The following is a 20,600-nucleotide window of genomic DNA, read 5'->3' on the forward strand; positions in this document are numbered from 1 at the left end:
TCGTCATCCCGGCGTGCTTTTGGCCGGGATCCAACGCACAAGGTGTGGATTCCGGCCAAAAGCACGCCGGAATGACGAAGCGGGTCAGGTGTCGTGGTCGCCGAAGCGGCGGCGCAGCGGGAACGAGGCCAGGAAGCCGAGGACCAGCAGTAGCGCGACGATGCCGGTGCCGATCAGGGCGACGTTGCGCGGCGTATTGTTCGGAGCTGCTGCGGGTTTGGGGAGCGCCAGCTGCTGATCGCGCGGTCCCGCGGCGCGCTTCGGCGGTAGCTCGCCGGGCACCTGCTCCGTCAGCGCCGCCACAGGATCGACTGTGCCGTAACCGATGTACGGATTCCAGCCCTCGCCGGGCGCGTGCGCGGTGGCCTCGATGCGCTTGATGACATCGGCGGCACGCAGATCCGGGAAACGGGAACGGACCAGCGCGGCCACGCCCGAGACCTGGGGTGCGGCGAAACTCGTTCCGCTGTAAGGGGTCACCTGCCCCTGATTGGTGACCTTCGCGGTGGTCAGGCCCGTATTGCGCGGGTCGAGGGAGATGATGTTCTCACCCGGTGCCGCCACCCCCATCCACGGCCCGGGGACGGTGAACTTCGACGGCTGGCCGAAGGCATCCACCGCGCCGACCGACAGCACGTAGGCATCCCACCACGCGGGCACCACATACGAGCTGACGTGATCCCACGGATCGTCGTTGGGGTGCAACGGATCCAGGCCCGGATTGCTCGCCTTGCAGGTGTCGGTATTGCCGGCCGCGGCCACGATGACCACGTCCTTCTCGACGGCCGCGTACTGCACGGCCGCGCCCAGCGCGCCCATATCGGCGCTGGTCGGCTCGCTGGTCGGGCAGGCGACCAGCGAAATATTGATGACCCGCGCGCCCGCGTCGGCCGCGCGGCGGACCGCCGAGGCCAGCGCGGAGATCTTGCCGTAGCCGTCGGGCATGTCGTCGGGGCCCTTCTCCCGGCCCGCGCCCTTGGTCTGATAGAGCGCGCTGGTCTGGCGGATCGTCATGATCCGAGCGTCGGGCGCGACCCCGGCGAAGCCCTGTCCCTCCACCTGGGTCGCGCCGATCAGGCCCGCCACGATGGTGCCGTGGGCGTCGCAGTCCTCGGTGCCGTCGCCGCCCGCGGCCACGTAGTCACCGTCGGGGATGAGGCCGGGCAGACGCGGATGCGGGGACACGCCGGTGTCGATGACGGCCACCAATTGTCCTGCGCCACGCGAGAACTGCCAGGCGTCGGGCAGATCAAGGGTGCGCTGCGTCGGCGGGATGGTCGGCCCGTCGCCGCCCGCCTGGGTGCTGAAGCACGGCGAATTCGCGGGGTGTTCGGTCTCGGTCGGCGGGGCGGCCGGGTTGCCCGAGGGGAGTAGGCCCGCATCGATGGGCGGCGGCCGATCCGCCTGCGCCGGACCCGGGTTCAGGCCGAACGACACGCCCAGCGCCAGTACGGATACCGCCGCCGCCACATGGAAAACCTTGCCGCCCATCGAACTACAGTCCGCGCACCAAGGAGTACAGATCGGTTACCCAGAAGGTCAGCGGGACCACCGCGGCGACGAACGCGTATTCGAGCAGTTCCACCGCGCGCCGCATGGGCGGGGTCGCCTGCTGCCGGGGCACGATGATGCCCAGGACCAGGGCCGCCGCGAAAAGCACCAGTGCCACACCGAAAATGGTGAGCGGTTGGCGCTGGGTGAGGGCCGCACCGATGAGCACCAGCAGCACGGTGGCGGTGCCGCCAGCGATCAGCACCACGGCCTGTTCGGCGCCCGCGTAGGTGCGGCTGCGAAACATGAGCACCACCGCGCACACCAGGGCCAGTGCCAGGCCCGGCCAATACGGGCTGTCCGCAGTGGGATTCACGGCGGTGACCGCTCCGGCCACGACCACGACGGTGGTGGCGGTCACCAGACCGGCCAGATATTCGCGTGCCCGTTCGGATTTCAGCCGCAGCGCCTCGAGGGTGGGCAGCGCGCGATGGTCGTCGGGATCGTCCTCGGTGGGATCGATCGGGGTACCCGGAGCCGGGACCGGCGGCAGCGGCAGTTTGGCCAGCAGCATGGAAATCCTTGGTGCCAAGGATAATCCGGCCAGTCCGAGGGTCGCCGCGCCGCCGCCGATGGCGCGTGCGGGCAGGTCGGTGAGCAGGCCCACCAGGCTGGCCGGGATGGCGAAGACGGCCAGCGTGGTCGCGCCGATGAACAGGCCCAGCCCGACCCCGCTCACTCGCCAGGCCAGAATCGCGGTGGCGCCCAGCAGGACCGCGCCCAGCAATGCGTTGGCCCAGCCGTAGTGGCTCGGCACGAACAGCATGCCCGCGCTGAAGGCGGTGGGCAGCGCGCAGCCGCCCAGCACCAGGGCGCTCGCGTGATCGCGGTACATGCGGGCCAGCACCATGGCGGCGGTGACCAGCAGCAGGGTGACGAAGGTGGCCACGGTTGCGCTGACCCAGCCCGGAATGGCGGTCGGCGCGGCCAGCAGTCCGAAGCAGCCGGTCAGCATGATGGCCACGGCCAGCGCCGATCCGGTGATTCGCGCGGTGCGCGGCGTCCAGCCGCGGAAGTGATCGCTGTCGGCGATGGCGACGTTGTACATGATGTCGTCGAACAGCGGGGTGGGCGCGATGTGCTCGGCGCTCTCGAGCATGAGCAGTTCGCCGTCGCGCACGCCCTGCTCGGCCAGGCTCAGGGAGTTGGAGAACGGCGGCTGCCCGATGCGGGCCAGCACCCACTCGTGCGGTTCCACCTGCTCACCGTCGTGGTCGAAGTCATTGCCGCGATTGTGGTGATCGACCATGTCGACCACGCTCGGGATGACCAGCGCCACCGGCACATCGACGGGAATGGCCATGTCGACCTGGGTGTGCTTGGCCAGAATGGTGACTCGCGCCAGGTCGGGCGCGCGGACGGTGCCCGTCGGGTTGGACCGGAGATCCTCGAGATGATCCGTACGCGAGTGCGTCACGCCAGCAATGTACGGCATGATGGTTGCCGTCCGTACACTGAGGCCGCATGTCCGCGGGTTTCGATGGGTGAATATCAGCGATGAGCACCGTACGGTTCCAGCGCCGTCCACGCCGGGAGTTGCCTCGCTCGCCCGGCGGTGAGGTGACCCTGCAGCCGCCGCCGGAGATCCCGCGGGCGGTCCCGGCCAATCTGTTCTCGAAGCTGATGCCCGTCGTGATGGGCGTCGGCATGCTCGGGATGGTGGCGCTCATGATCACCTCGGGCAGCGGCCTGGCGACCAATCCGATGAGCCTGATGTTCCCGATGATGATGGTGTTCTCCATGGTCGGGATGTATGCGGGGCAGGGCGGCAAGGGGCAGAAGGCGGCCGAGGCGAACGAGGACCGCAAGGATTATCTGCGCTATCTGGATCAGGTCCGCCGGGATGTGGAGGAGACGGCCGGGCAGCAGCGGGCGGCCGTGGAGTGGAGTCATCCGGAGCCCGGGGTGATCTGGATGCTGGCCGGGACGACGCGGATGTGGGAGCGGCGACCGGGGGACAAGGACTTCTGCCACGCCCGCATCGGGCTCGGTAGCCAGAGACTTGCTACCAGACTGGTCGCCCCGGAAACTGGGCCCGTCGAAGAGCTCGAACCCATTGCCGCGGTCTCGCTGCGGCGCTTCGTGCGCACCCACTCCACCGTGCCGGATCTGCCCACCGCCATCGCCGTCAAGGGCTTCGCCGCCGTGCAGCTCACCGGCGACCGCGCCCAGGCCCGCGAGATGACCCGCGCCCTGCTGCTGCAACTGGCCATGTTCCAGGGGCCCGACCAGGTCCTCATCGCCGTCGTCTGCGGGCCCGACACCGTGCGCGAATGGGAATGGACCAAGTGGCTGCCGCACACCCAGCACCCCGACTCCCTCGACGGGGTCGGTAGCGGGCGGATGGTCTACGGCTCGATCCGGGAGGCGCACGCGGACCTGAATCCGCTGCTGTACAACCGGGTTCGCTACTCCCGCAATCAGCCGCCCAACCCGAACCTGGTCCAGATCGTGCTGGTGGTGGACGGCGGGCTGCTCGAGGCCGAAGAAGATCCGTTGCGGGAGAACGGCTTCGAGGGCGTCACCATCCTCGACCTGTGCGGCTACGCACCCCGGCTGGCCACCTCCCGCGGCATCCAGATGGTGGTGGAAAACGGCGAGTGTGCCGGGCGCGGGCCCACCGGTGTGATGGAACGCTTCGCGGTCATCGACCGCATCGCCGCCAAGGAGGCCGAGCAGGCGGCGCGCCGGCTCGCGCCCTACCGGGCCGCCACCCAGCGCGCCGCCGAGGCGACCGGCGAAGAGGGCGAGGTGATTTCGACCTGGACGCAACTGCTGAGCCTGGGCGTCCTCGGCACCTTCACACCGGAGACCGCGTGGAAGCCGCGCTACGGCCGCGAACGGCTGCGGGTGCCCTTCGGCGTCGGGGCCGACGGGCTGCCGGTGGTCCTCGATATCAAGGAGGCCGCCGAGGGCGGCATGGGCCCGCACGGGCTGTGCATCGGCGCGACCGGTTCGGGTAAGTCGGAATTCCTTCGGACGCTGGTGCTTTCGCTCATCGCCACGCACTCGCCCGATCAGCTCAACTTCGTGCTGGTGGACTTCAAGGGTGGCGCCACCTTCCTCGGGCTCGACGGCGTCGCGCACGTCGCGGCCATCATCACCAACCTCGAGGAAGAAGCCGACCTGGTCGATCGCATGCGCGACGCCCTGGCCGGTGAGATGAACCGCCGCCAGGAACTGTTGCGCGCGGCGGGCAATTTCGCCAACGTCTCCGAATACGAGAAGGCCCGGGCGGCGGGCGCGGACCTGGACCCGATGCCCGCGTTGTTCGTGGTGCTCGACGAATTCTCCGAATTGCTCTCGCAGCACCCGGATTTCGCGGAGCTGTTCACCATGATCGGGCGGCTGGGGCGGTCGCTGCACGTGCACCTGCTGTTGGCCTCCCAGCGGCTGGAGGAAGGGCGGCTCAAGGGGCTGGAGAGTCACCTGTCCTACCGGATCGGGTTGAAGACGTTCTCCGCCAATGAATCCCGGCAGGTGCTCGGGGTGCCGGACGCCTACAACCTGCCCAACAATCCCGGTGGCGGCTATCTGAAGTCCGATTCGGGGGAGATCCAGCGCTTCCAGTCCGCCTACGTCTCCGGCCCGTATGTCGGCGGCGGGTCGCAGCGGGACGCCACGGTCTCCACCCAGGCCGGGGAGATCGATGTGACCGCGCGGCCCTTCGTCGCCGGTCACGTGGATTTCCGTGCCGCCGACCGGATTCCGCTGCCCGAGCAGCCGGAACCGGTCGAGGCCCCGGTGGAGTCCGAGCAGATCTCCAACCTGCAGATGCTGGTCTCGCGGGTGCGCGGGCACGGTCGCCCCGCCCACGAGATCTGGTTGCCGCCGCTGGGCGCGGCCCCGACCCTGGACGAGTTGCTGCCGCGCTCAATCCTGACCGGCGACTGGAATCCCCTGGCGGCACTGCGGGCCCCGATCGGCATCGTCGACCGGCCCTACGATCAGCGCCGCGATCCCATGGTGGTGGACCTGTCCGGCTCGCGTGGCAATGCGGCCGTGGTCGGCGGCCCGCAGTCGGGCAAGTCGACCGCCTTGCGCTCGCTGGTGATGGCGATGTCCTTGACGCACACCGCCGAACAGGTGCAGTTCTATCTGCTCGACTTCGGTGGCGGCACCATGGTGGGCCTGGAAGGGCTGCCGCACGTGGGCGCGGTCGCCACCCGCATGGAAGAGGACACGGTGCGGCGCACCGTGGCCGAGATGGTGGGCATCGTGCGCCGCCGCGAGGCCAGCTTCCGGCGGTTGGGCGTGGAATCCATGGCCGAGTTCCGCCGGCTGCGGTCCGCCGACACGGCCGACCAGACCGCCGTGGGTGTGCAAGCCGACCCGTTCGGCGACGTCTTCCTGGTGATCGACGGGTACGGCGCGTTCCGGCAGGAGTTCGACCTGCTGGAGCAGACCGTGATGAACCTTGCGGTGCAAGGACTTTCGTACGGGGTGCACGTCGTCCTGTCGCTCAACCGCTGGGCCGAGGCGCGCCCCGCGCTCAAGGATCAGATCGGTACCCGCATCGAACTGCGGCTCGGCGACCCGATGGACTCCGATCTGGGCCGCAAGTTCGCCGCGCTGGTGCCCATGGGGCGTCCCGGCCGCGGCATGACCGCAGACGGCCTGCACATGCTGACCGCACTGCCCCGAATCGACGGCAACCCGGATCCGTCGAGCCTGGGAACCGGTGTGGCACAAGCAGTCTCGGCCATCGCCCAGCTCACGCCCGGCCGTCCCGCCCCGGTGGTGCGGATGCTGCCGGAACGGCTGCCGCGCGCAGAACTGCTGCACCTGGCCGGTGATTGGCCCACGCAGGTGGACCGCACCCAGCCGTGTCTGCGTTTCCCGCTCGGCATCAACGAATCCGACCTGGCCCCGGTCGAGCTGGACCTGGCCGCCAGCCAGCACTTCGTCGTCATCGGCGACTCCGAATCCGGCAAGACCACGCTGCTGCGCTCGCTGGTCGAATCCATCTGCGCGGCGAACACTCCCGACCAGGCCCGCATCATCATGGGCGACTACCGCCGCACCATGCTCGGCATCGTCCCGCAGGGCTACCTCGCGGGCTACGGCACCACCGCGCCCCAGTTCACCCAGAACATGGCCGACCTCGCCGCCTACGTCACCCGCCGCATGCCCGGCCCGGACGTCACCCCGCAGCAGCTCAAGGACCGCTCGTGGTGGAGCGGCCCGGAGCTCTACGTCATCGTCGACGACTACGACCTGGTCGCCAATGCCAGCGGCAATCCGCTGCACGCCCTCGTCGACCACCTCGCGCACGCCCGAGACCTGGGCTTCCACGTCATCCTGGCCCGCCGCTCCGGCGGTGCGGGCCGCGCCATGTACGAGGCCACCTTCAACCGCCTCAAAGAACTCAACTCGGCGGCCCTGATCATGAGCTGCAGTCGCGACGAGGGCGTCCTGTTCGGCAACACCCGGCCTTCCCTCCAACCCCCGGGCCGCGGCACCTACGTCACCCGCGCGGGCGAGGGCCTCATCCAGACGGGCTGGCTGCCGCCGTCGGAATGACCGGAAACGCGAGCGGGCCCCGGCGAAACGCCGGGGCCCAGACGCTATGAAGTTCTTCGTATCCCGGGTAACCACTGATTTCGTGCCGACCGGGGTAACTCCCCGGGTACGCCCGAGATGGTTTTGGTGCCTGCCGCAAGTACGGATGCGAGACCGTCAACGGCACTCAGCCGCCCGCTAAAGGCTCGGGGAGGCGGATCAGAACAAACCGGCCAGCGCCGTGTCCTTCATCTGGAGTTCGGCGTTGCCGGTGTGCACGAGCTGGGCGGCGCCATTGAGGGTGGTGTTGAGCTGGACGACGTGCTGGTTCCACATGCGCTGGAGGTCGGCGAACGCGTCGTTGGCGTCACCCTTCCAGTTGTTCTGGACGAACTCCTCGACGCTGCGGTGGAACGCCTCGAGCTGATCGCGCACGCCCTCGGCGCGCTTGATGATCGACATCGCGCCGTCGGCGACGCCCTCGAAATGGGCGGAGATGATCTGGCCGTCTGCTGCTGCCATGGTGAATTCCTTTGCCAAATGTCTGAAAGAAGGGAGGCCGGACCGGTTAGACGGCCGGGAGATCGAGGCTGGAGATCTGCGCGTTGACCTTGGCCTTGTAATCCTGGTCGTGGTCCTCGTAATTGGAACCGGCCTTGATCAGGTTCTCGGCGGTCTGCATCAGCTTGTCGTTCATCTTGTCGGCCTGGAAGTAGTAGCGCTGCATGAACGCGTTGAACGCGTCGGCGGCGCCGCCCTTCCAGTTGGAACCCGCCACCATGCTGTCCTCATCGCGCTTGAGATCGGCGATGGAGTGCATCAGCATCTCGTGCGTCTTCTGGAATTCCTGGGCCTTGGCCTGGATGAGGTCATTACTGGCTTCGAATGCACCGGCCACGGTGCCTCCTTTCGAGTCGCGGGCGGACGGACCTGTTCGCAGTGTTTAGACGTAGGTCACGGCCCGGCGGTTCCACCCCTGTTGCAGCTATTCGTCAGCACACTATCCAAGGATCGGTATCGCTGACCAGTGCTGACGGCAAACGGGTGACAACCTCCACTCGAGAGGAAGCTCACAAAGGCTCTACCAGGTGCTGTTCGCTAACAATGCGTACTGGGCGGCCGCTCTCTGGTGGACGTCGGCCAGCTGATCGGACTCGACCATGGCCGCGTATTGGCGATAGCTGACGACGCATCGGAAGCGCTTGGCCCCGGAGTCTTGGCTCGCCGTGGCGCTCTCGCCACATTTCGCATCCGGAATTCCGGGCGGTTCGTCCGCGACGCCTGAATAGCCGTGATCGAGAATGCCCGCGGCCAGCGATCGTGAGCGATCGATACCCGTCGTGCGGAAGAGCATGCTGCTGCCCGAATAACTCATCCCGGAGATGGCGTACCGGTCTACCTGGTTGTCGCTCAGTAGTTTCCGCCAGAAGGTCTGGTCGCTCACGCGATGCAGGAATCCACGGGAATCGGCGACCGCCTGGGAGAGAAAGTCCGGCTGCGGAAGATCGTCGGGATTGAGGGTGCGGCGCAGCATGGCGTCGGGGTCGTACGGGAGTCGCAGTACGCCTTCGCGATCCAGTGGCGGCAGCGAATCCAGGAGTGGCAATTGGGCGTCGTAAGCCTTCTGCGCGAGCGCCGTCAATTGCGACAGGTCGGGATCTTTCACACCGAGGTACAGATTGACGACGTAACTGCCGTGCGCCATGGTCGACCCGATGGTGGCGACGCCCGGACGCCAATGCGAATGCGCGTCGGGATATTTCGGCAGGGTCACCCGCTGATTCAGATCCGCGGCCACACCGAAATCGGCGTCCTCTATTTCCCCCGCGGCCTTCGAAGCCGCTGCCGCGTCGGGGAATTGCATGACGGTCAGCGCGGTGAACGCGCTGTCGTCCGGCGTCTGCCCCGTCTTGTCGGGCTGTTTGTCGCTCTGCCCCACCGAGATTCCGAACATCATCTTGTTCGAGTCCAGCGCCGGGAGGGTCGACCTGGCCAGCACCTTGTTCGCGGTGTCGGAGTCGAGGAACGGCACCACGCCGGTGCCGTAACCGAAGGCCGGGTCGATCTCGTACCCGTACGCCACGTGATCGGCCAGCCGTTGCAGGGCCAGCGCGAAGCCGTCGCTCATGGTCGGGCTGTAGGTGTGGCGCAGGTCCAGCGGATCGGTTTGGTACTTGCCGACATCCAGTGTCCGGACGTCCATTTCGCCCGGTCGCGCCGAACCCTCGACCTTGGACCCGCAGCCCGCGAGCGTCACCGCGGCGATCGTCAGCAGCACGGATGCTCGAAAGCGGTGCGACAGCATGATTGTCGATCCTCCCATCAGTGTGCGTTGACCAGTCGGGCGTACTGGGCCGAGATCCGCTGCTGCGCGTCGAGCAACTGGTTCGCCGATACCTCGGCCGCGTACCGACCGTGCGAGACGAAGCAGTAGTAGGAGATGGTGTACTGCTGCGGACCGGTGTACTTGCGGCACAACGCATTCGGGAGATTCACCGGCGAGTCGACGGGGCGGTAGGTGCGCGAGATCTCGCTGTGCGCGGCGACGACCGCGGTGGCCCCGGCCGCGTCGCGGGCGCGGAAGACCTCGCCGCCGTTGAACGCCACCCGGTCGACCCCCGCCTTGTCGAAGAGCGCGGCGTCCTCGTCGCTGGGAAACAGGTGCCGCGCGCCGTGCCGGTCGTAGACGCCGGGAATGCCGCGCTCGGACTGGTCGTCGCTGACGGTGGGCAGTGCGCGTCCCAGGACGCCGTCCAGGTCGACCTGCTGGTCGGTGAGCTGGTCGGCGGTGGGCGGCTGGAATTTCGCCAGCGCCGGCGGGATCGCATCGAGCGCGGGCTTGACGCGGGCGGTGAGTTTCGCCGGATCACTGACTCCGGTCGAGGCCATCACGTTGTCCCAGATATAGGTGAAGATGACGTATCGGCCGGTGGCATACCAGGATCGGACGGTCGCATCGAAATCGAGCTCGGTGTCGAGGTAGGCGTAAGCGTCGGGGTGACCGTCGATGGTGAGCCGCCGACTGCCGGGGCTCGCGTCGAAATCGGCCTGCCCCAGCGCCGGTGCCGCCGCGTGCGCCGCCTGCTCGTCGGTGAACAGCAGCACCAGGTTCTCGAACTGGTAGGACAGGCCCGCCACCGGGTCGGAGTCGGCCGTGGTCACGAAGCCGGAGAGGAATCCGGGTGCGGCGGCGGTGAACGCCGCGGCGTCGGCCTTGGTGCGCATCTTGATCGCGCCCGAACCGAAGTCGATGAACGGGCGGACCGCGCCGCTCATCGCGGGCGGCGGGTATTTGGCCTCCGGGATCATCTCCGACGGCAGCGGAATGTAATTGGCGAGCCGCTCGGCGGCCACGGCCTTGCCCAGGTCGGTATTGCCGGCCTTGTCGTAGATCTTGGGCTGGGTCGGCAGATTGCCGGTGTCCAGCTTGGACAGGTCGATGACCGGCTCGGCCGGGGTCGAATCACCGGGTCCGGAGCCGCAGGCCGTGGTCAATGCCACCGCCAGCAGTGTCGCGGCGGTCAGTACCGCCCGTCTCGTCCTGCCCATGTTTCCCCTCCCGGTGAGCAAACAGCCGGGCCACACGCTAATGCCTACCAGGTGCTGTTGGCCATCAGGGCGTACTGAGCGGCCGCTCGCTGATGGACGTCGGTGAGCTGGTTTGATTCCACCAGCGCCACGTATCGGCCGTACCGGACCGCGCAGCGGTAGCGCTTCTTGCTGTACTCGTCGAAGGTCTTGCTCTCCCCGCAGGTGGTATCGGGCACCTGAGCCGGAGCCTCGGCCGGAGTCGGAAAGGCCGGTTGCAGTGCGGCAGCGGCCAATTGCGCGGCCGCGTGCGCGTCACCGGCCCGGAAGAGCATGCTGATGCCCGGTGCGGACCAGCCACTGCGGGCAAAACTGTCCACGCCATTGGCGCCCAGCAGGTTTCGCCAGTGCTTCTGCTCTTTGACCTGATGCAGGAATCCCCGTGTGCCGGAGGCGTACTGGAATTCGTAGTCGGGAATTCCGTAGGCGTCGACGTTCAGGGTCTGTCGCAGCATGCTGTCGGGGTCGTACTTCAGGCGCAGGATGCCCTCGCGGTCCAAGGGTTTCAGGGCGTCGAGCAGGGGCAGCTCGGCGTCGTAAATCTGCTGCAGGATCCCGGTCAGCCGACCCAGATCCGTATCCTTGGTCCCGGCAACGGCTTTGACTACGTAGTCGCCGTGCGCGAGATAGGATCCGGCCGTCGGAACGCCGGGCCGCCAATGAGCTTGGGCGGCAGGATATTTCGGCAGCGGAACCGACTGATCGGCGGCGGCAGGCGCGGCGAAGTCGGCGGCCTCGAGATCCGTGGCGGCCTTGCTTGCCACCGCCGCGTCCGGGAATTGCATGACGACGACCTGCGCCTCCATGCCCTCGGTCACCTTGGTGGTGGTGTCGTCCGGATCCTTCTCCGCGGCGCTGGTCGAGAAGCCGAACAGCAGGCCGTCGTCCTTCAACGTGGTGGTCGTACCGGAAAGTCCCAGCACGCGCGTGCCGTCGTCGGGGTTGCTGAAAGCCCTGTAGCCGAGCCCGTAGACCAGGATCGGGTCGATCTCGGGACCGGTCACCACGGCACCGTCGAGCCGCATCTCCGCGAGCACCGTGCCGTGGTCGAGGTCGGGGTACATGTGATAGCGCACCTCCAGGGGGGAGGTGGCGTAGTTGCCGACATCCAGTGTGCGGACGTCTATTTCACCGGGGATCGGAGTGCCGCTCACGTGGGTCGCGCACCCGGTCAGCGCTGCGGTGGCAACGGTCAGGGCGGCCCAGCGAATTCGGCGTGCAAACATCTCGAGCTACCTCGGCACTTCGTCAGAAAGGGTTGACCAGCAGGGCGTACTGCGCCGAGATGCGCTGCTGGGCGTCCTGCAGCTGGCCGGCGGACACCTCGGCCGCGTAGCGGTCGTGCCACACGAAGCAGTAATAAGGAATCGCGCCGAGCGAGGGCCCGATGTATTTGCGGCACACCGCGTTCGGCAGGTTCGGGGGCGAATCGGCCGGGATGAAGGTGTGGCTGAGCTCGCTGTGGTCGGCGACTATCAGGGCCGCGCCCGCCGCATCGCGGGCGCGGTAGAGGAAGTGCCCCTTCCAGGCCACGCGGTCCACGCCCGCGTCCGTGAGCAGCTTCGCCGAATTCGGGCCCTGGACCAGTTGCAGTCCGCCGTGCAGGTCGTAGACGCCGGGAATTCCGGCCTGGCCGGGATCGTCCAGGATGGTGTGCAGAGCGCGGCCGATCACCCGGTCCGGGTCGATGGGCAGATCCATCAGCTTGTCCTGCGGGGTGGCCGGGAACGTGGCCAGGGCCGGTGGCAGAACCTGCAGGCTGCGTTGCAGATGGCCGACGAGTTTCGGCAGGTCCCGCGTCTTCAGGGCATCCATCACGCCGTCGAAGACGCGCGTGTAGATGACGAATCGTCCGGTGGCGTACCAGGAGTACAGCCAGCCCACGCGGAACGAGTCCGGGTCGTTGGTGACGTAGGCGAAGGCGGCGGGGTACCCGTCGATCGGGATCTGCTGGGAGTCGGGGGTCGCGGCCGAGTCGGTGCGGCCCAGGGCCTGCGCGGCGGCCGTGGCGGACTGGTCGTCGGTGAACAGCAGCACCACGTTCTCGACCTGATAGGCGAGTTCCTTCTCCTCCTCGGATCGCCCCGCCGTGACGAAGGCCGACATGAAGCCCTTCGCCGCGTCGTTCATCGCCTTCGACTCGGCATTGAGGCGATAGACCATCGCACCCGAGCCGAAGTTCACGAAGGTGCGGATGTCGGCGGTGCCGGGGGCGGCCGGATACTTCAGCGCGGGATCGATATCCGCGGGCAGGGGAATGTAGTCCGCGAGCCGTTCGGCCTCGAGTGCCCGGGCCTGATCCAGATTGACCGCGGTGCCGTAGGACGTGGGTTTGGTCCCCATGTTCCCGGTGTCCAGCTTGGTCAGGTCGATGGCGGGCTCGGTCGGCTCGGCCGGGGCCGTGGGGCCGGAACCGCACCCCGCGGTCAGCACGACCGTGACGGCGACGGCCGCGGACATGATGGTGCGCAACAGGTTGCGCATGACTCCCCCTAGAAAACGATCTCGGGGGTCACCCTACTTGATCCGGTTGTGCAGCACCGGAACCAATTTGGCGAGCAGTGTCGGCGACGAATTCGGGGTCCAACCGCGCACCGCGGCCACGGCGGCCGCGTCGTCGAGCGGGATGACGATGGCGCGGGAGCTGGTGATCTCGCTGGGCAGGCCGAGCAGCCCACCGCCCCCGGCCTTTTCGTCGCTGCGCACGGCGACGATGTAGGAATCGTCGGGCACCTTCAGCGAGCCCCAGCCGGTGGCGGCCCGGGGTGAGGTCTCGCCGTCGGCGGGTTGGTACTGGCTGTTGTAGACGAAGCCGAGGCTCTCGAGGAACTTCGCCTGATCGGAACCGGCCAGGTAGATACTGTATTTGGTGTCGAACTGCGCGCCGGTCACGTCGACCATGGTGACGATCTTGCCCTGGAAGGCGGGATTGTCCTTGCGTGCCTTGTCCAGCGGGCTCAGGTTCGGATCGGCCGCGGTGGTGGCGCTGGCGGAAGCCACTGTCGCGCTGTCGCTTCCGCCGCTGCTGGCCACGATGCCGATGCCCACGGCCAGTGCGACCGCCACCGCCGCGGCCCCGGCGCCGATGTAGAGCCGAGTGCGATTGCGCTTCGGCGCCGGCGTGGGCTGCTGGCCGGAAACCGTTGCCCGGCTCTGGGTTTCGCCGATCGGGGCGAGCATGCCCGGCGGGGCCACCTGGATCGGATAGGTGGGGGAGGTGTTGGTGGAGACCGGGTTGTAGCCGGGCACCAGGGCGGCCGCCGCGGCCTCGGCGAATTCGCGGCAGGAGTTGTAGCGTTCGGCCGGGTTCTTGGCCATCACCCGCGCGAACACCTGGTCCAGCGCCGCGGGCAGATGCGGGTTGACATCGGTGGCGCGCGGCGGCGGCTCGTGCAGGTGGCCCATCATGACCAGCGCCGGTTGCGTTGCCGGATAAGGGTTCCGGCCGGTCAGCAGCTTGAAGAAGGAGCAGCCGAGGCTGTAGATATCGGCCCGGTGATCCAGCGGCTCCCCGGCCAGCTGCTCCGGCGGCGCGTAGGCGATGGTGGCGACGAAGCTGCCGGTCTGGGTGAGCTCGGTGGTGTCCTCGGTGGACTTGGCGACCCCGAAGTCGGCGAGCAGGGCGCGTTCGTCCTCGCCGGCCGCGCTGGAGAGCAGGAAGTTGGCGGGCTTCACGTCCCGGTGCAGCAGGCCGCGGCGATGCGCGTAGTCCAGGCCGCGGCCGATCTGGGTGACGATCGACAGGGCGCGCAGCGGGGGAATGGCGGTGGGGTCGCGCTTCAGCTCCGCGGAGGCGTCGGTGCCCTCGACGTACTGCATGGCGATCCAGAGCTGCCCGTTCTCCTCGCCGCGATTGTGGACGGCGACGATATTCGGGTGGTCCATGCCCGCAACCACATTCGCCTCGCGCTCGAAGCGCCCCCGGAACTCCTCATTGTTCGTGAGGTCGACGGACAGCACCTTCAGCGCGTCCATGCGCGGCAACTGCGGATGCTTGGCGAGGTAGACGGTGCCCATTCCCCCCGAGCCGAGCACCCGCACGATCCGGTAGCCACCGACGATGGTGCCGGGACTCATCGCCATGAAAAAGCTCCTGGATATGTATCGGTGACCTGCCCTGCATGCCGGAGCATACTGGACCGCCCGGTCCACGGCGGCGCGCGCCGAAGCGGCCCACGTAACCTGGTTGCGTGCTGAACATCCCGAGCCGCGAAGTCCCCGGGGGCCGGTTCCTGTGATGGATCGGCAGGTCGAGGTGGTCGCGGGCGACCATGTGCTGACCCGCGCGGCGGGCGCGGTCATCCTGGTCGCGCATCGGGAGCGCGGGAAACTCACGCCCGAATCGCGGGCCGTGCACGCGGCGCGCGCCCTGGGGGACCTGGTCGCCGACGCCACCGAACTCTCACCCGACGGGCCGGGGCGGTTGGTCGCCCGGCAGGCCACCCGCTGGCTCATGAAGGAGGCCGAGCGCATCTCGCCCGGCGAGCCCATCGAGTTCGGCATCCTCAGCGCCGCCGATACCGGTGGCGTCGCGATCTTCCTGCACGGTTCGGTCACCGCGGTGCTGGCCGGGAACGCGGTCGAGTACTACCGCGGCAGCGACGCCGCCTTCACCGTGGATCGGGTGGCCGCGCCGCCGTCCCGGGCGGTGGCGCTGTTCATCGACGAGAACCGGCGACACCCGCCCGAACTGCCCGACCGCGGAATCGGTTCGCTCATCGAGGGACTCGCGCCCGCCTCGGGTGCGGTGGTGTGGTTCGAGGGCGAACCGGTGGTGTCGCGTCCGCAGCCGCGTTCGGCCCCGGCCCGGCAGCGTGACATGGAACCGCCGCCCACGGCGGCCTTCGACTCCGATCGGGACCGGCACGCCGATCGCGACCCGGAGGCCACCTGGGAACCGGACGCGGAGCACGATCCGCTGCCCGAGTCGATTCCCCTGGACCCCAACCTGATTCCAACCCGTACCTCCAACCGGCTGCCGCTGGGCCTGGAACCCGAGCCGCGACTGGAGACCCCGGCCGACCCGGTCACCGACGGGCTCGACCTGCATCACGCGCCCACCGAGGCGGGCAACCCGAACGAGACCGTCGGCACCAATCCCGCTCCTAAACCGGACCCGGACCTGCAGCGGCGACTGGAGCAGACCGCCAAGGTCAACGCCCTCACCGTGAAGGTGCTCGGATTCAAGTGCGCGCGTGCGCATCCCACCGATCCGCGGTCCGCCTTCTGCACGGTGTGCGGCATGCCGGTGGATCAAACCCAGCAGGTGGCCGAGGTGATCCGGCCGCCGCTGGGCATGCTGGTGCTCGATGACGGCATGACCTACATGGTGACCGCCGACGCCGTGGTCGGCCGCGATCCCGAGCATTCCGACGCGACGCGAGCGGGCCTGGCGCCCTTGCGCATCGACGACAACTCCGGCGGCATGTCCCGCGTCCACGCCGAAATCCGGCTGGTCAACTGGGATATCACCCTCATCGACCTGGGCTCCACCAACGGCACCCGGATCAGGCCGCCCGGCTACCGCGATTGGGTTCGGCTGCAACCGAATCAGCCCTGCACGCTCATCCCGGGCACCGAGATCATGCTCGGCAACCGGGTGCTGCGCCTGGAACCCGTCGCACCCCCACCCTTCGGCTGAGCTGCCCTACGAATACCGGGACGCGCAGGTGGTCTGGTCGCCCAGCACGCCCGCGCGGAAGGCATCCACGCGGGAGAAACCGCTGGGCACCGTATTGCCGTTGGTGTCGCTGGCGGCCAGCCCGTCGGAGAGCAGACCGGAGACCGCCTCGTCGATATCACCCGAGGTGAGGGTGATGCCGCTCGACGACTTGTGGTTGGGGTCGGCCAGTTTCGCGGTGATCACCCCCGACAGGCACGCCGCCCGCAGCCCCGTCTTGGCGCCGGTGAGGGCCTGCCCGACCGCGTGCTGCACGGCCAGCGTGTAGCGGGAGATGAAGACGATATAGGCGCTGTAGCTACCGGTCACATTGGTGGGCAGCCCCTCGTCGTCGGAATTCGAGACACCGCGATCATGCAGGGCGGAGACATCGGTGCCGATGAGATTGGTTGCGGGGCAATAGGTGACGGGTGCGGTGTCAGCGGCGTTGCGGCAGTTCAGCTTCGCGGTGTCGTAGCTGTACTGGGGCTCGTTCGGGATGGGCAGGATGGTCGCCATCGCGGAGGCGAGATCCTTCAGATTCGACTGGTTCACATCCGAATTCGCCCCGGCGCCATCGCCATTGCCCTGCGGCAGGTTGACGCTGCGCCGGTCGATCTCGTTCTGGTCGATCCCCTGGCAGCCCTTGGGTCCGTCGGTGAAGCCGATCTGCACCGCCGTCACCCGCTGGAAGGCCGAACCGTGCACGCTCTGCGGATCGTCGGGGTTCTCGTCCCGGAAGGCGACCGTGGCGGCCAGCACCTGATTGAGGCCGTCGGAGGTGTTGATGGTGAAGTGTTTCGCCTTGCCCTCGGCCACATTCCGGATGAACGCGCCCGCGAAACAGTCGGCCTGCTGCTCCTTCACGATGGTCGGGGTGCGGCGGCCGACGATCTTGGCCATCTCCTGGATGGCGTGCCCGTACTCGTGGGCCAGCACCATCACCACCGACATCTTCCCGAACTCGTCGGCCACCGCGGGCAGCAGCACCCCGCGATCCCAGCCGACCGAACCGTCCAGTCGGCAATAGGCGGCATTGACGAGCCGATAACTCGACTCGCCGCAGAACTGCCCGGCCTGCGAGCGCGGCGTCTTGGCGCTCCAGGAGATGAACTTGGTGACCGGCGCGAACGTACCGCCGAAGTCCAGCGGGAACTCCGCCTGCCAATAGGTCTGGATATCGTCGAGCGCGTTGAGCACCAGATGGTCTATCTGACCGTTATCGGAATCCTGTGCGGTCAGCGGCGAATCCGCGACGCCGGTGCGGGGTCCGCTGGGTCCGCTCGTGGTGGGCAGACCGGCCACCTTGAACGGGTCGTCATAGATGGAAACCGCCCGTCCATGAATACTTCGTGTACATCCGGACAAGAGTGCGACCGCGACCACCAGCACCCCGGCCACCACGAGCAGACGCCGAATCCCTGCGAACCGGCGCGTACGCGCGGCCTCCCCCTGGCGTCTCCCCACTGGCACTCCCTCGCAAAGCCGTCGCATCACTGTCCCGTTATCGGGTCGGTTGCCGATGAGCGCAACGCCGGACTTCGGGGCCTTCGCTTATTATCCAGCCATGTCTTCACCGGGGGCGCAGCAGATCACCGTGCGTCATGATGGAACCGATCGGGTCTTCGACGCGACGCAGCAGATCACCATGGGCCGGGCGCCGGAGGTGACGCTGTTCGTCGACAGCCCGCTGGTTTCCCGCGTACACGCGACCCTCACCTACGAGGCCGGGTCGTGGATGCTCACCGACAACGGCAGCACCAACGGTGTTTTCGTGGATGCCCGCCGCCTGACGACGCCGCTGGTCATCAACCGGCCCACCCAGGTCCGCCTCGGCGACGCCATCAGCGGACCGCTGCTGCACCTGCTGCCGCAGGCCGCCCGCGCCGCCGCTCCGGCACCGCAGCCGCAGCGCCAGAATGTGCCGCCGCCGCCGAACCGGCCACCGTCGCGACCGCAGCCTCAGGTCGGGCAGCAAGGACCGCAGATCGGGCAGCAGGGGCAGCAGCCGACGCCGTCGCCCTACCCGCAGCGACCGCCCGTCCAGCAGCAGCGGCCGAATCCGCAACAGGCGTGGCAGCATCCGAATCCGGTCCAGCCCAACGTCGCCCAGCCGAATCCGAACCCGGTGCAGCGGCCTAATCCGAACCGGCCCACCCCCGGACCGCAGCATCAGCAGCCGAACCAGGCGCAACAGCGGCCCACCCCGCCGCCCGCGAATGTGGTTCGCCCGCCGGTGAATACGCCGTCGGCGTCGAGCGACGCCATCAACATGACCACCAAGGCCGACACCTCCGCGCTGCCGCCGATCCGGGCCCGCGCCTCCACCGCGGCGATGGCGCGTGCCGACCGGATCCCGCGCGGCGGCCTGAACATCGGCCGCACCAGCGACAACCAGATCGTGGTCAACGACCCGATGGCCTCGCGCAATCACGCGCGCCTGGTTCCGGATCGCCAGGGCCTGGCCATCGAGGACCTGAACTCGGCCAACGGCACCTTCGTCAACGGCCGCCGCGAACAGCGGGCGCTGCTGCGCGAACGCGACATCGTCACCATCGGTAACGTCGACTTCGTCGTGCAGGAAGGCACCCTGGTGCACCGGCAGCGGCCGGTCGCCGAACAGGGCCTGCACGTGCACGGCGTCTCGTTCACCGTCGAGGGCAACAAGCAGCTGCTGGTCGATGTGAACATGCAGGCCGGGCGCGGGTCGCTGACCGCGCTCATCGGGCCGTCCGGCGCGGGCAAGTCGACGCTGTCGAAACTCATTGCGGGAACCACGCATCCGTCCGCGGGCGTGGTCACCTTCGAGGGCCGCAACCTGCACGCCGAATACGAGGCGCTGCGCTCCCGCATCGGCATGGTGCCGCAGGACGACGTGCTGCACCGGCAGCTCACCGTCAAGCAGGCGCTCAACTTCGCCGCCCAGCTGCGACTGCCCCCGGACACCAGCAAGGCCGACCGCAAGCAGGTGATCGAGGATGTGCTGAAGGAGCTTTCGCTCACCCAGCACGCCGACACCCGGGTGGACCGGCTCTCCGGCGGTCAGCGCAAGCGCGCCTCGGTGGCCATGGAACTGCTCACCGGTCCGTCGCTGCTCATCCTGGACGAGCCCACCTCCGGCCTGGACCCGGCGCTGGACCGGCAGGTCATGACCATGCTGCGGGAACTGGCCGACGCCGGGCGCACCGTCATCGTGGTCACCCACTCGGTCGCCTGCCTGGACATGTGCGATCAGGTGCTGCTGCTCGCACCCGGCGGCAAGACCGCCTTCTGCGGGCATCCGGGCAGCGTCGGGCACGTGATGGGAACCAGCGACTGGGCCGAGATCTTCGGCCGGGTCGCCGACGATCCGGACCGGGCCTTCGCGAATTTCCGTTCGCGGCAAGCCTTTGCGGAACCACCCGCGCCGGTCAAACCGGTCGAGCGGGCCAAGGCGCCGAAATCCAGTCCGGTCAAACAGTTCTCGACACTGTTCCGCCGGCAGCTGCGGCTCATCTTCGCCGACCGTGGTTATCTCGCGTTCCTCGTCGTCCTGCCGTTCGTCCTGGCCGGACTGTCGCTGGTGGTACCGGGCAAGAACGGGTTCGAATCGGTCGGATTCGTGCAGGCGCCGGACGGCAGTTTCGTGCGCGCCAACAACGGTGAGGCGCAACAGCTGCTGGTGGTGCTCATTCTGGGCGCGTGCTTCCTGGGCGTCGCGCTCACCGTGCGTGACCTGGTCGGCGAGCGACCCATCTACTTCCGGGAACGCGCGGTCGGATTGCGTTCCGGCTCATACCTGATGTCCAAGGTCGTCGTGTTCAGTCTCGCGGCGATGCTGCAGTCGGCGGTCATGATCGGCATCGTGCTGGTGGTGAAGAAGCCGCCGAGCAAGGGTTCGGTGATCCCGAACGGGCCCGCGGAGCTCTACCTCGACGTGGCGCTGACCGCGGTCTGCTGTGTAGTGCTGGGCCTGGCGCTGTCGGCGCTGGCCCGGTCCAACGAGCAGGTGATGCCGCTGCTGGTGGTGATCATCATGGCGCAGCTGGTGATGGCGGGCGGGCTGATCCCGGTGACGGGTCGCGCTGTGCTGGACCAGATCTCGTGGCTGTTCCCGTCGCGCTGGGGTTATTCCGCCGGTGCGTCCACGGTCAATCTGCCCGACCTGTCGGCCTCCGACGCGGCGCAGAAGGACCATTTCTGGAAGCACACCGTGGCCGCCTGGTCGTTGGATATGGGTGTGCTGGTCCTGATCACCGTGCTGCTGGCGCTGTTCACCTGGTCGCGTCTGCGCCTGAAGAAGTCGGCTGCGTGATCGGGG

Annotated in this window: 13 protein-coding genes; 3 read left to right on the top strand and 10 right to left on the bottom strand. The window is 68.1% G+C overall.

The window, feature by feature from the left end; translation table 11 throughout:
- Window positions 1-84 precede the first annotated feature (84 nt).
- Complete coding sequence (gene mycP / locus ACYVN4_RS42620) at window positions 85-1,491, bottom strand: type VII secretion-associated serine protease mycosin (protein ID WP_460729562.1); 1,407 nt, start codon at window positions 1,489-1,491, stop codon at window positions 85-87.
- Between the two features lie 4 nt (window positions 1,492-1,495).
- Complete coding sequence (gene eccD, locus ACYVN4_RS42625; RefSeq protein WP_460729564.1) at window positions 1,496-2,968, bottom strand: type VII secretion integral membrane protein EccD; 1,473 nt, start codon at window positions 2,966-2,968, stop codon at window positions 1,496-1,498.
- Window positions 2,969-3,048: 80 nt separating this feature from the next.
- On the opposite strand from eccD, the gene eccCa reads away from it, so the two are divergent.
- Window positions 3,049-7,074, top strand: coding sequence for a type VII secretion protein EccCa (gene eccCa / locus ACYVN4_RS42630; RefSeq protein WP_460729566.1), 4,026 nt, complete (start codon window positions 3,049-3,051; stop codon window positions 7,072-7,074).
- A gap of 198 nt (window positions 7,075-7,272) precedes the next feature.
- Here the strand turns inward: eccCa and ACYVN4_RS42635 are convergent, their stop codons facing one another.
- The 7 genes from ACYVN4_RS42635 to ACYVN4_RS42665 all read right to left on the bottom strand — a co-directional run bounded on the left by ACYVN4_RS42635 (window position 7,273) and on the right by ACYVN4_RS42665 (window position 14,724).
- Window positions 7,273-7,575 (bottom strand): WXG100 family type VII secretion target, encoded by a 303-nt coding sequence (locus ACYVN4_RS42635; RefSeq protein ID WP_379353692.1) that lies wholly within the window; start codon window positions 7,573-7,575, stop codon window positions 7,273-7,275.
- A gap of 46 nt (window positions 7,576-7,621) precedes the next feature.
- On the bottom strand, window positions 7,622-7,951 hold the full coding sequence (locus ACYVN4_RS42640) for a WXG100 family type VII secretion target (protein WP_379353690.1): 330 nt from the start codon (window positions 7,949-7,951) through the stop codon (window positions 7,622-7,624).
- A 183-nt stretch (window positions 7,952-8,134) separates the two neighbouring features.
- Complete coding sequence (locus tag ACYVN4_RS42645) at window positions 8,135-9,358, bottom strand: DUF7373 family lipoprotein (RefSeq protein ID WP_460729568.1); 1,224 nt, start codon at window positions 9,356-9,358, stop codon at window positions 8,135-8,137.
- Window positions 9,359-9,375: 17 nt separating this feature from the next.
- Complete coding sequence (locus ACYVN4_RS42650; protein ID WP_460729570.1) at window positions 9,376-10,602, bottom strand: DUF7373 family lipoprotein; 1,227 nt, start codon at window positions 10,600-10,602, stop codon at window positions 9,376-9,378.
- A gap of 44 nt (window positions 10,603-10,646) precedes the next feature.
- Window positions 10,647-11,867: a DUF7373 family lipoprotein gene (locus ACYVN4_RS42655; RefSeq protein ID WP_460729572.1), complete on the bottom strand. Its 1,221-nt coding sequence runs from the start codon at window positions 11,865-11,867 to the stop codon at window positions 10,647-10,649.
- A 22-nt stretch (window positions 11,868-11,889) separates the two neighbouring features.
- Entirely contained in the window at window positions 11,890-13,125 is a 1,236-nt protein-coding gene (locus ACYVN4_RS42660) for a DUF7373 family lipoprotein (RefSeq protein WP_460729574.1), read from the bottom strand.
- Between the two features lie 33 nt (window positions 13,126-13,158).
- Window positions 13,159-14,724, bottom strand: a complete 1,566-nt coding sequence (locus tag ACYVN4_RS42665) for a serine/threonine-protein kinase (RefSeq protein WP_460729576.1) — start codon at window positions 14,722-14,724, stop codon at window positions 13,159-13,161.
- Between the two features lie 154 nt (window positions 14,725-14,878).
- Here ACYVN4_RS42665 and ACYVN4_RS42670 point away from each other — a divergent pair, with 154 nt between their 5' ends.
- A complete protein-coding gene (locus tag ACYVN4_RS42670; protein ID WP_460729578.1) occupies window positions 14,879-16,282 on the top strand; it encodes an FHA domain-containing protein in 1,404 nt (467 codons plus the stop codon).
- A gap of 6 nt (window positions 16,283-16,288) precedes the next feature.
- Here the strand turns inward: ACYVN4_RS42670 and ACYVN4_RS42675 are convergent, their stop codons facing one another.
- Window positions 16,289-17,767, bottom strand: a complete 1,479-nt coding sequence (locus ACYVN4_RS42675; RefSeq protein ID WP_460729580.1) for a neutral zinc metallopeptidase — start codon at window positions 17,765-17,767, stop codon at window positions 16,289-16,291.
- Between the two features lie 100 nt (window positions 17,768-17,867).
- Between ACYVN4_RS42675 and ACYVN4_RS42680 the strand changes: the two genes are divergently transcribed.
- Window positions 17,868-20,594, top strand: a complete 2,727-nt coding sequence (locus tag ACYVN4_RS42680) for an ATP-binding cassette domain-containing protein (protein WP_460729582.1) — start codon at window positions 17,868-17,870, stop codon at window positions 20,592-20,594.
- Window positions 20,595-20,600: the final 6 nt, after the last annotated feature.

The sequence above is a fragment of the Nocardia heshunensis genome, from assembly GCF_054782115.1.

Coding starts and splice junctions, on each gene's coding strand:
- mycP (WP_460729562.1), bottom strand. CDS start 1,491: ATGGGCGGCAAGGTTTTCCATGTGGCGGCGGCGGTATCCGTACTGGCG.
- eccCa (WP_460729566.1), top strand. CDS start 3,049: ATGAGCACCGTACGGTTCCAGCGCCGTCCACGCCGGGAGTTGCCTCGC.
- ACYVN4_RS42635 (WP_379353692.1), bottom strand. CDS start 7,575: ATGGCAGCAGCAGACGGCCAGATCATCTCCGCCCATTTCGAGGGCGTC.
- ACYVN4_RS42645 (WP_460729568.1), bottom strand. CDS start 9,358: ATGCTGTCGCACCGCTTTCGAGCATCCGTGCTGCTGACGATCGCCGCG.
- ACYVN4_RS42650 (WP_460729570.1), bottom strand. CDS start 10,602: ATGGGCAGGACGAGACGGGCGGTACTGACCGCCGCGACACTGCTGGCG.
- ACYVN4_RS42655 (WP_460729572.1), bottom strand. CDS start 11,867: ATGTTTGCACGCCGAATTCGCTGGGCCGCCCTGACCGTTGCCACCGCA.
- ACYVN4_RS42660 (WP_460729574.1), bottom strand. CDS start 13,125: ATGCGCAACCTGTTGCGCACCATCATGTCCGCGGCCGTCGCCGTCACG.
- ACYVN4_RS42665 (WP_460729576.1), bottom strand. CDS start 14,724: ATGGCGATGAGTCCCGGCACCATCGTCGGTGGCTACCGGATCGTGCGG.
- ACYVN4_RS42670 (WP_460729578.1), top strand. CDS start 14,879: ATGGATCGGCAGGTCGAGGTGGTCGCGGGCGACCATGTGCTGACCCGC.
- ACYVN4_RS42680 (WP_460729582.1), top strand. CDS start 17,868: ATGTCTTCACCGGGGGCGCAGCAGATCACCGTGCGTCATGATGGAACC.